Source organism: Ralstonia sp. ASV6 (genome assembly GCF_016429285.1).
Lineage (GTDB): Bacteria > Pseudomonadota > Gammaproteobacteria > Burkholderiales > Burkholderiaceae > Ralstonia > Ralstonia flaminis.
Genome location: NZ_JAELUI010000158.1, coordinates 1 through 11,985 on the forward strand (window position 1 = coordinate 1; position 11,985 = coordinate 11,985).

3 protein-coding genes are annotated in these 11,985 nt (G+C 64.4%); all 3 read left to right on the forward strand.

Annotated elements, in window-relative coordinates; translation table 11 throughout:
* Positions 1 to 12 precede the first annotated feature (12 nt).
* Entirely contained in the window at positions 13 to 8,247 is an 8,235-nt protein-coding gene (locus JHD73_RS23405) for a filamentous haemagglutinin family protein (protein WP_233177125.1), read from the forward strand.
* Positions 8,248 to 8,564: 317 nt separating this feature from the next.
* Positions 8,565 to 10,211, forward strand: a complete 1,647-nt coding sequence (locus JHD73_RS23410) for a ShlB/FhaC/HecB family hemolysin secretion/activation protein (RefSeq protein ID WP_199032573.1) — start codon at positions 8,565 to 8,567, stop codon at positions 10,209 to 10,211.
* Between the two features lie 58 nt (positions 10,212 to 10,269).
* A partial coding sequence (locus tag JHD73_RS23415) for a DUF2341 domain-containing protein (RefSeq protein WP_199032574.1) occupies positions 10,270 to 11,985 on the forward strand: 1,716 nt, incomplete at its 3' end.

The following is an 11,985-nucleotide window of genomic DNA, read 5'->3' on the forward strand; positions in this document are numbered from 1 at the left end:
AGCGCGGTTGCGGTGCCGCGCGAACTGGAGATCGGTTCGACCTATCGAGCCGTATTGCCAGCGGATGCGCGCCCGGGAGAGTCGAATCCGGCGCTCGCATTTGGCAAGGCGCGCATCAGTACAGACCGGATCGGAGCAGGTGGCTTCGATGCGTTGTCGGTCTATGCCGACATGATTACGTTCGACGGGCCAGTCAACCTGTCGCTGGGTCGCAGCCTGCAGGTACAAAGCAACGCGTTGTCAGCTCGCGATGGCGTGTCCGCCGTCCATCTTTCGGCACCCTATGTCAGATTCGGCAGCATCTTGGTTGGGGAAAACAGCGGGATCTATCCGCTCGTGGGTGGTGCGATTGACCCTGCGCAACGGTTGCAGATAGGTCCATTGCCGCCGCTGCCCACGACGGCTGCGCTGACGGTCGATGCCAACATGGTCGACTTGGGGTTCCTCTATACCGCTGGTGCCAACGGGACTGTGGATCAGTATCAGCAGGCACCCCTGCAGATCATCCGCCCCGGCTTCGATACGCTGGCGCTCAACAGCACAGGGGACATTCGCGTCAACCTGGGCGGCGGCGTGTCGCGCCAGGTCACGATGAATGCTGCCCAGGTGTACCCGGTCAGTGGGGCCCAGGGCAGATTGGTTGCCACCGAACGCCTTGCGCTTGGTCGCACCTCTGAGGACACTCCGGACGTGCCCAACAGCGTATTCGGCACCTTGCGGCTGTTTGCGCCCGTGGTCGAGCAGGGTGGCGTCTTGCGTGCTCCCCTGGGCAATCTCGTGCTGGGGGGAACAACCTTCGACGGACTGACCACCACGACCAACCGCGTGAGCTTGATACCCGGCAGTCTGACATCGGTGAGTGCCGCAGGTTTGACGTTGCCCTACGGGGGCACCTCCGATGGCGTGAGCTACACAGTGAACGGTACCTCGGTGGCCGGCGCCGCGTCATTGGATGGTGCCTCGGGTGTGGTCCGCCTTGCAGGGAAATCGTTCGAGGTGGCACCAGGTGCAGTGGTCGACCTGTCAGGTGGTGGCACGATCGCAGGGGCTGGCTTTGTCAGCGGCCGGGGCGGTTCGGTGGACGTGCTGACGACACCACTCATCAACGCAAACCCCACACTGGCCTATAGCGCTGCGGGCAATAGTGTGTATGCCATCGTACCCGGCTATCACAGCGCCTACGCCCCCTTTGATATCAATGCGGGTGCTGCCGCAGTAGGGAGGCAGATCACCATCGGCGTGGGAATTCCCGGTCTGGCGCCGGGCGTCTACACGCTGTTGCCGGCAGCCTACGCGTTGCTGCCGGGCGCGTACCGCGTCGAAGTTGGGCGAACCAGTCCGTTGGCACCCGTGGCCTCTGGGCTGAGCGATGGCACGTGGCTTGCCAGTGGCGTGCTCAGTACGGCCAATACGGGTGTCCGCTCAGCACTGCCGTCGCAGATCGTGGTCACGCCGGGCGACAGCGTGCGCAGGCATTCCCAGTACAACGAAACGAGCTACGCTGATTTCCTCGTGGCAGATGCCAAGCGATTCGGTAATCCGCGCCCGGGGCTGCCTGCCGATGGCAAGACCCTTCAACTCGTCTACCAGGACCCAGATGCCAGCACGCCCGCGCTGAAATTCGGCGGTACGGTTCGCTTCGATGCCGCACCGGGAGGATATGCCGGCACGCTATCGGTCGACAGCAGCTCGAAGATCGGCACGAACCTTGAAGTGCTCGCCCCTGGGGGGACCGCTACGCCAGGGTTTGTGTCAATAGATTCGAGTGCCCTGAACGCAATTGATGCACCGCGCATGATGATCGGTGGCGGCATGCGCATGGTCGACGGCGTTCGGCGCACGCTGGCGGGCTACGCCAATTCGGTGAGCGTACGCGCGGGCGCGGAGCTGACGGCGCGCGAGGTTTTGCTGCTCGCGCAAGCGGGAGGCATCACGATTGAGGATGGCGCACGCATCAGCACCGTTGGCGAAGGTGCGGACACACCGTATCCGTCGACAGACGGATATGTCTACTCGACGGGCTCGAACCTTGTCGCGGTCTCCAACGGCCTGCTCAACGTGATTCAAGTCCCGTCGGCCGGTACATCGAAGGGCATTTCGATCGGCAAGTCAGAGCTCTATGGCGAGGGTTCGCTGCTGTTCTCCACACGGGGCAACGGCCAACTTACGCTGGACGGTGGCGCCCGCTATGGCGCGAAGTACCTGACACTGTCGATGCCCAGCATCAACATCGGCGAGCAGGCTGCCCTGGATGCTGCCGCAAACGTGCTGCCCAACGGGCTACGCCTGAATCAGGACCTGCTCAGTCGATTGCTTGCCGGCAACTCGGGCATTGGTGTCCCGAGGCTGGAGAACCTGGTGCTGACTGCTTCGCAGTCGGTCAACTTCTACGGCACTACGGCGCTCAATACGATCGACCCAGTGACGGGCAGATCATCGCTGGCCTCGTTCGTGCTCAATACGCCGGCAATCTATGGCCTTGGGAATGCGGGCGACGTTGCCACCATCACCACCGACAAGCTGGTATGGAATGGCATCAGCGATGGCGTCTTGCGCGCTAGCATCAATCAGGCGCCATCGAGCCTGAAACCGGGCGCAGTCATCGCGGGCGGTGCCGGCACCGGCAGCGGTACGCTCAATATCGTTGCGCGCGATATGGTGTTCGGCTACGGTCCGTTCACCCAGCCCGATACGCAACTCACACTTGATCGGCTCACGCTTGGCTTTGCCAACGTGAACGTGCAGGCCAGCGGGAAGATCACCGCCAACAACCGCAACACGCTGTCTGTGTATCAATCGCAGGGCGCGTATCAACCCGGCACGGGTTACCAATACAGCGGCGGCAACCTCAACCTCGTCACGCCGCTGTTGACGGGTGAGTCCGGCTCGATCAACCGCATCACCGCGGGCGGGGCACTGAGTGTTTCCGCGGGAGCGGGTGCCGGCAGCGCCAGCACGGATGCGCTGGGGGCGGAGATCGGGCTCAAGGGCAATACCGTCAGCATCGCCAGCGCCATTGTGCTGCCCAGCGGCAAGCTGACCCTCTCCGGTGACAGCGGCGTCACGCTGGCCGACGGCGCGCGCATCGCCGTGGCGGGCCGCGCGATACAGATGGCTGATGTGACCAAGTACAGCGCCGGTGGCGACGTGCTGATCGACAGCGCGCACGGCAGCGTGAGCCAGGCGGCAGGCGCGGTCATTGATGTGTCTGCGCAAAATAACCATGCCGGCAGCGTGTCGGTAACAGCGCTCGATGCGGCGGCTGGCCGCGTCGATCTGGCTGGCACGATCCGTGGGGCGGCGAGCGGCCGCTACGATGCCGGCGGCACCGACGTGCCCTGGCAGGCCGGCAGCGTGGACGTGCGTGCACAGACTGTTAACGACTTTGCAGGCCTGAACCAGCGCCTGAATACAGGCAGCGTGACCGGTTCACGCAGCTTCCAGCTCAAGCAGGGCGATCTGGTGATCGGTGATGAGCTCAAGGCCAACACGATCAACGTGTCGCTTGATAGCGGCAGTCTGACTGTCAACGGCCGCGTAGACGCCAGCGGAGAACAGCCAGGCACCATTCGTCTGGCCGCGCACAATGGGCTGACGCTCGGTTCGGGTGCCGTGCTCGATGCCCACGGCACGCGTCTGCGCGTGGACAGCTATGGCTTGCCCATCGACGCCCCCAACCGCGGCATCGTCGAACTGCGAGCGACGGACGGGCGCCTGATGCTGTCTCCGGGCGCAGTCATCGATGTACGCGCCGCCGACAACGTGGCGCGCGGCACCGTTACGCTCAGCGCGCCACGCATCGGCGCAGACGCGCAGGGCGACATGGACATCGATGCCTCCGGCCCGCTCGACATCCGGGGCGCGAAGAGCATCGCCGTGCAAGGTTTCCGCCGCTATAGCAATGCGCCGCTTGATACGGCACCGGGCGTGGATGGCAAGCCCAATCAGGTCATCACGCAAGGCTGGATGAATGGCGTCGATGCCGACAGCCGGAACTTCATCAACGCCGCGTGGGCCAACGGTAATTTGCAAGCGCGTGTGGCCGGCCTGAGCACCTACGGCGCTGCATACCATCTGCGGCCAGGGGTGGAGATTGTCAGTGCCACGCCGAACGGCAACCTGCTGGTGCGCGGCGATCTCGACTTTTCTGGCTATCGCTATGGACCTAATGCCGACCCGAACGTGCGCGGCTCGGGCGAGCCAGGCGCGTTGGTGCTCCGCGCGGGCGGCAAGCTGCAGGTGTCGGGCAGCATCAACGATGGGTTTGCGCCGCCTCCAGCCACGCAGGATGAGATGGGCTGGGTACTCATGTCGGGCAAGCAGCCCTATGGCAACGACGTGGTGGTGTCGCGCAGCGGCGTCACGCTTGCAGATGGAACGCTGTTCGCGCCGGGTACGGTGCTCAACTACGATGTGCCGTTGCGATCCTTCTCGCTGCCGGCCAACACAATTGTTCCGGCCGCGCTCAAGCTTGGCGGCAACGTGAACCTGCCCGCGGGCACGGTGCTGCGTGCGGCCGTGCGCAATGCTGCAGGCAACGTCGTGTACCCCGCCGGCACGATGTTGCGGCAAGACACCACCCTCACTACTGGGATGACGCTTGACGCGGGAAATGTGCTCGCTGTGCCTGCGATGGTGGCTTCGATCGTCTGGCCTAAGGGCGTGGCACTGGCGGGGCCGGGCACGACCGGTATCGCCCTGAATGGCGCGCTGAACCTAGCCGTCGGCGCGGTTGTTCCGGGCTCGACCACCGTGAAGCTGCCGAACAACGCCCAATTCGTTGCATTGCGCGATACGGTCAACGGTTCAGAGGGCGCCAACTGGGCGATTGCACCGATGCTGCAGCCCGGTACCGAGTCGTGGGCGATGCGCTTGGTGAGTGGGGCCGATACCGCTGCAGCCGATGGTCGCGCCGTACGGCCCGATGCGCAGAAAGACGGCAATCTCCTGCTGGGCGACGCGCATTTCTCCGCGCAGATGCCAACCAAGACAACGGTCGTTGCGCGCTTCCCGATGTTCAGTGTCTTGCGTACCGGAACGGGCGATCTGGATCTGGTGAGCGGTGGCAACATCGACATGCGCTCGACGTACGGCGTCTACACCGCCGGAACACAGTCCACACCGCTGCTGGATGGCAGCGGCGACAACCCCTACAACCAGCCGCGCGGCACGGAGTTGACGAGTGGTTCAACCGTGCTGGGTCCGAACGGCGCGCCATACGAACGGTTTGTCGATGGAGGCTCCGCAACAAGTCTCTATCAGGCGTGGTATCCGGAGCAGGGTGGCAACGTCATCCTTTCAGCGCGTGGCGCGATTACCGGGCACACACTGGGGCGCCTTGGCGCGAACGATTTCAGATACCTCAGCTACCCAGGAGCATGGTTGTGGCGCCAGGGCGGAGCAGGATCGGGACTGCCAACCGCATGGTGGGTCAACTTCGGAACGTATGCGTACGGAACCCCCGACGCCAGCAATGCGACCCTGCCTTCTCCGATTCTGGTCGGCTTCACGGGAATCGGCACCTTGGGTGGGGGCAACGTAAGCGTGCGCGCCGGCGCCGACATGGGGATGCAATCAAACCTCGGTACTCCCGCCCAGCCTGTGAGTGAGGCATTGAATATCGCCGTCGCGAGCACCGGGCGGCTTGGGCCCGACGGTAAGCTGGTGCTCACCGGTGGGGGGGATCTCTCGCTCAATGTGGGTGGTGGGGTGAACCCGATCGAAACACGCTTGCGCAACCCGAGTGTCATCCAGGACGACAGTGGCATTCTGACGGACCTGCGCGGCAATCTCCGCGTGGATGCGGGCTCCATCGGTCGAATCGATCTAGCCTATGGCCAGGCCACCGCAAACGATCCGCGCGGCATCAATGTCTTTGCGCCGACTGCCGCATCGCCCACGGATGGACTGGTGATCGTGCCGGGCGATGCCACGGTCAGCCTGTCGACGCGGGGCGATCTTGTGCTGGCCAGCGTGGGAGATGCAGGCCGGCTCAAGCAGATGAATGCGACGCCGTATATACCGACGCTGGATGGTGTGCTCGCGCCGCAGTCTGGCGGTGGCTATAGCTGGTTCTCGCTGTGGACGAACAAGACGGCGCTCAACCTGTTCTCGGCGGGTGGCAACCTGACGCCGACCACGCAGAGCATCCCGCAATCGAATACGGCAGATGTGGGAGGGGCCACTGACAGTCGCTTCGTCTATCCGGGTACATTGCGCGCCGTTGCTGCAAGCGGCAACGTGTACTACGGCGGCGGCCTGAGCGCGAACACCTCGTTGGTGTTGGCGCCGTCGCCGCTGGGGCAGCTTGAAATCCTGGCCAACGGATCGTTGTATGCGAACGGCTATGCGATCAGCCAATCCGGTGCGTCGCAAAGTGTACTGGCAACGCCTTTCGCCCCCGGCTTCCGCGGCTATGGGGTGGGCGCCGGTACGGTGCTGTTGGTCGACAACACCAGCATGGATAGCTCCGCAGTATCGAAAGGGAGCGGCACACCGTTGTTTGCGTTCGGCGCAGATACGGTATCGGGCATCTTGCATGCGAATGACAGCGAGCCCGCACGCTTCTACGCCGTGAACGGCGATATCGTTGGACTACGTACCGGTGAAGTTCTGGACTTCACCTCTGGTGGCCAGAATCCCTCCTGGAAGACGCTGACGAACTGGTACGTTGCCGCCAAGCCGACGTGGATTGTGGCCGGCCGGGACATCGTGGGTGCTGGCACGGCGCCCGGAACCTCAACCCCAACCGGCTTCAGCAACACCACTTCTACCGGCAACCTCCTCCTCAACAACAACCCCAACGACATCTCCGTCGTCTCTGCAGGTCGCGACATTCTCTTCGGCAACTTCCGCGTAGCCGGCCCCGGCACGCTGGAAGTCACTGCCGGCCGCAACTTGTATCAGGCAGACAAGGGTTTGCTGGAGAGCATCGGTCGCATCGGTACGGCCATTTCCACGAATGCAGGTGATCGCAGCAGCGGCGCGGGCATCAGCGTGATGGCCGGTGCGGGCGCCGCGGGCGCAGACTTCACGACATTCGCGCGCCGTTACCTCGACGCAGCCAACCTTGCCAACCCGAACGCACCACTGGCCGATCAAACGGGCAAGGTCGTCAAGACCTACGAGAAGGAGTTACTCGACTGGCTGCAGACCCGCTTTGACTACAAGGGCACACAAGACGGTGCGCTCACGTTCTACCTGGGCTTGCCGCCGGAGCAGCAACGCGTGTTTGCGCGCTCGGTGTACTTCAGCGAGTTGCGCGCCGGCGGCCGTGAATACAACGACCCTACGAGCCGCCGCTTCGGTAGCTACCTGCGTGGGCGCCTGGCCATTGCATCGTTGTTCCCGGATAAGGATGCGCAGGGCCGGCCGATCCAGCGCGACGGCACCATCACGATGTTTGGCCCGTCGGGCATCCGCACGGATTTCGGCGGTGCCATCCAGACGCTCACGCCAGGCGGCAAGCTGATCGTCGGTGTGGAAGGGCTGGCGCCGCCGGCCACGTCGGGCCTGCTCACACAGGGGGCAGGCGACATCCAGGTCTATTCGAAGGACAGCGTGCTGCTGGGCCTGTCGCGCATCATGACGACGTTTGGCGGTGGCATTCTGGTGTGGTCTGCCGAAGGCGATATCAACGCGGGCCGTGGTTCGAAGACATCGCTGCTCTACACGCCGCCGCTGCGTGTGTACGACGGCATGGGCAACATCACGCTATCGCCGCAGGTGCCGAGCTCCGGCGCGGGTATCGCCACGCTCAACCCGATTCCAGAAGTGCCGCGCGGCGACGTGGACTTGATCGCGCCGCTGGGCACGGTCGACCCAGGCGAGGCAGGCATCCGCGTGTCGGGCGACATCAACGTGGCGGCACTGCGTGTGGTGAACGCAGCCAACATCCAGGCGCAAGGCGAGTCGCGCGGTATTCCGACGGTGGCGCTGGTCAACGTGAGTGCGCTCAGCTCGGCCAGTGCGGCAGCCAACTCGGCCACGCAGGCAGCGCAGGACGTGATGCGCCAGCAGCAGGCGGCGGCACGCAATGGGCTGCCTTCCATCATCACCGTACAGGTGCTCGGCTACGGCGGGGCGGGTGGTGGCGAGAACGGCGACGGCGCGCAGAAGGCGCCGCCGCCCGAGCGTCAGGACCGCAGCAGCTACGACCCCGGCAGCGCCTTCCAGATGATCGGCAATGGCGATCTGACCGAGCGCCAGAAGATGCGGCTCACCGCAGCCGAACGCAAGAACCTGTGATGCCGTAAGCGGGCGGCAAGCGTTCTTCACCACATCGTCATCGCGTCGTCATACATCGCGCGATGCGCTCTCACTCTGCGGCGCATCCAAACCAGTGGATGTGCCGCAGAGCCAGCTCCCATGCGGCTTTGCGGTGTGAATTCGATCACGCCATGGTGCGTCGCGCCTCGCTCTATGAAGCTTGCGTGACATCACAAAATGTTTGCGGATTTGCATTTCAGCAAACGTCATTCCTGTGAAGACCGACGGCTGACCAACGACACAGCCGCACGTCGCACAACACACGAATGAATGCCGAATCGGCACCGAGCCAACGCATGTCCCAATTCAAACAACGCCGCAAACAACGCAGGTCTGCGGGGAGTGTCCGGCTGGCGATGCTGTCGCTGCTGATGCCGGGTGTGGTCCTGGCGCAAGAGCCACCGGCACCCGTTGCCGCACCGGTTGCCGCGCCGTCTTCCGAGCCGGCACCGCAACGCAAGGTCAACATCAATGAGTACGTCGTGCGCGGCAACACCACGCTCGACGTCCGCACCATTGAGAAGACCGTCACGCCGTTTCTCGGGCCGGATCGCACGCTCAAGGACATTGAAGATGCGCGTGCCGCGCTGCTGGCCGTGTATCAGGCCAAGGGCTTTCAGTCTGTCTATGTGGATCTGCCCGAGCAGCAGGTGACGGGCGGTGTGGTGATCCTGCAGGTGAATGAAACACGCGTGGGCCGCGTACGCGTGACGGGCGCTGAGTACACCTCGCCGCGACTGGTGCGTGATGGCGTGCCGGCGCTGCAGGAGGGCAAGGTGCCTGATTTCACACAGGCGCAGACGGAGCTGTCCACGCTCAACCGGGCCGATCGCCAGGTCATTCCGGTGGTACGCCAAGGCGCGCTGCCCGGCACGATGGATGTCGACCTGAAGGTGGACGACAAGTCCCCAGTGCATGCCAGCATCGGCCTGAACAATGACCACAGCGCCGAGACGCGCCCGCTGCGCATGACGGCCTCGGTCAGCCACGACAACCTATGGCAGCTTGGGCATCGTGCGTCGTTGTCATTCTTCGGGGCGCCGCAGGATTTCAGCCAGGCGCGCGTGTGGTCGGGGTCGTACACCGCACCCATTCCGGAGTCGAACTGGAGCCTGGAATTCTCGGGTTACAAGTCCGACAGCAACGTTGCCACCACCGGCGGCACCAGCGTGCTGGGTAAGGGTCACGCGGTGGGCGTGAAGGCCAACTACGTGATGCCCACGGCGGGCGCCTGGTGGCAGCAGCTTGGTGTGGGCATCGACTTCAAGGACAACGCCGAGAGCCTGCGCTTTGGCAATACGAGCGACCACGTGCCGCTCAAGTACGCGCCCATCTCGCTGTACTACACGGGCTTCCGCCAGACCGAGCGCGACACGCTCAGCCTGAACCTGAGCGCCACCGCCGGCACACGCAGCCTGTTCGGCTACGGCAGTGACGAGCGTGCCTACGACTACAAGCGCGTGAACTCGCGATCGAGCTTCCTCGCCTTCAAGGCCGATGCCACCGAGACGCACACCTTCCAGGGCGGATCGCAAGCCGTGGTGCGCGTGGCGGGGCAGTTGTCGGATTCGCCGTTGGTGTCCAGCGAACAGTTTGCCGCGGGCGGCATGAGCAGCGTGCGCGGCTATCTGTCGGCCGAGGCCACGGGCGACTACGGCGCGCTGGCTTCGCTTGAGTGGCGAACCGCGCCGTACACGAAGTTCGCGCCCGCGCTGGATGAACTGCGCTTCTACCTCTTTACCGATGCCGCCTACTTGCGCCTGCGCCAGCCGCAGGTGGAGCAAGCGAGCAGCTTCTCGCTCCTCTCGCTGGGCTTCGGCACCAGTTTCAAATTGACCGACTACGTGCGCGGCCGCCTGGAGTTCGGCTATCCGCTGCGCGACGGCCCCAGCACGCGCGCGCATACGCCGCGCGTGAACTTTAGCGTGAACGCCAGTTACTGAACGCGCCATTGCGCCACGTCCAACCGTTTACTTGCTTTGTCTTCGGAGAGTTTCTGCCATGCGACGCATTCTGCTTCTGCTCACGCTGCTGAGCGCCTTCCTGCCCGGCACCGCGCTGGCGTGGTGGCAGCCCGATTGGGCCTATCGCAAGCCGATCACCATTGACGCCGGCCCGCAGGGCGGTGCGCTCAAGAGCGATGCCGGCCGTACGCCCGTACTTGTTCGCCTGCATACGGGCAACTTCAGCTTTGATGGCACGACCGAGAACGGTGCCGACCTGCGCTTCATCGCGGCGGATGACAAGACGGTGCTGAACCATCAGATCGAGCAATTCGATCCGCTGCTCGGCATCGCGTTGGTGTGGGTGGATGTGCCGACGGTCACGACCAATGCACCGCAACGCATCTGGATGTACTACGGCAACCGCAAGGCGCCGTCGGCGAGCAACGGTCAGATGACCTTCGACCCGGACTACACGCTGGTCTATCACTTCAGCGAAACCGGCACCCAGCCGCGTGACACGACAGCCTACGGCAACCACGCATTCACGCCCGTCACTACGCTGGATGGCGGCGTGATCGGCAAGGGGGCGCAGTTCAACGGTACGCCGCTGATGTTGCCGGTGTCGCCATCGCTGGCCGTGCAGGCCAACGGTGTGTTCACGGTCTCAGCGTGGGTGCGGCCTGACAAGCTGGCGGCCGGGCAGGTGGTCTACGCCCGCCGCGAAGGTACCAACGAGTTCGTGCTCGGGGTCGACAACGGCGTTCCCTTTGTGCAGGTGAATGGCCAACGCAGCGAGCCGGGTCAGCCGGTACGCGCAGGCCAGTGGTCGCATGTGGCGGCAACGGCGGATGACCAGGGTGTGCATCTCTACGTGAACGGCGCCGTTGCAGCCACGCTGGCGGCGCATCTGCCCGCGCTCAACAGCGCAGCGGCAGTGGGTGGTGATGCCCTGGGCGGTACGGGCCTGACGCCATTCAACGGCGCCATTGACGAGTTGCGTCTGTCCAAGACGGCACGCCCGGCAGGGTTGATCCAGGCCGATGCCGTTGCGCAGGGCGCCGAATCGCGTCTCGTGTCGATGGGCCCCGATGAGCAGCAGGCCGGCAAGAGCCACTTCGGTTTCATCCTTGCGGCCATGCCGGTCGATGCATGGGTGGTGGTGTGCGTGCTGGGCCTGATGATGGCCGGCTCGTGGGCCATCATGATCACCAAGAGCCGCTACTACAGCACAGTGTCGCGCGCCAACGCGCGCTTCATGGTGGTGTTCCGCGAGACCGCCGGCGCGTCGCTTGATTCGCTCGCGCGTGGCGGCAAGGTAGGGGCTGACATTCGGCAGGACTCCTCCCTGTGGCGCCTGTATGAGATCGCCATTCGCGAGATGCAGTTGCGGCACGAGCGCGGCTTCGACATCAACGCCGTTTCCGCTGCCACCATCGCTGCCATTCGCGCCGCCATGGAGGGCGTGATGGTGCGCGAGAACGAGCGTATGGCGCGCCGCATGAACTGGCTGTCGACCACCATTGAAGGCGCCCCGTACGTCGGCCTGTTCGGCACGGTGATCGGCATCATGCTGGTGTTCGTGGTGGCGGCCATGGCCGGTGCGGTGGACATCAACTCCGTGGCGCCGGGCATGGCTGCAGCACTGCTGTGTACGGCAGCGGGCCTGGGCGTGGCCATCCCCGCGCTGTTCGGCTACAACTGGCTCGCCTCCCGGTCAGATGCCATCGCCGCCGACATGGCGGTGTTCGTGGACGAGTTCGCTACGCGCCTG

Coding starts and splice junctions, on each gene's coding strand:
- JHD73_RS23410 (WP_199032573.1), top strand. CDS start 8,565: ATGTCCCAATTCAAACAACGCCGCAAACAACGCAGGTCTGCGGGGAGT.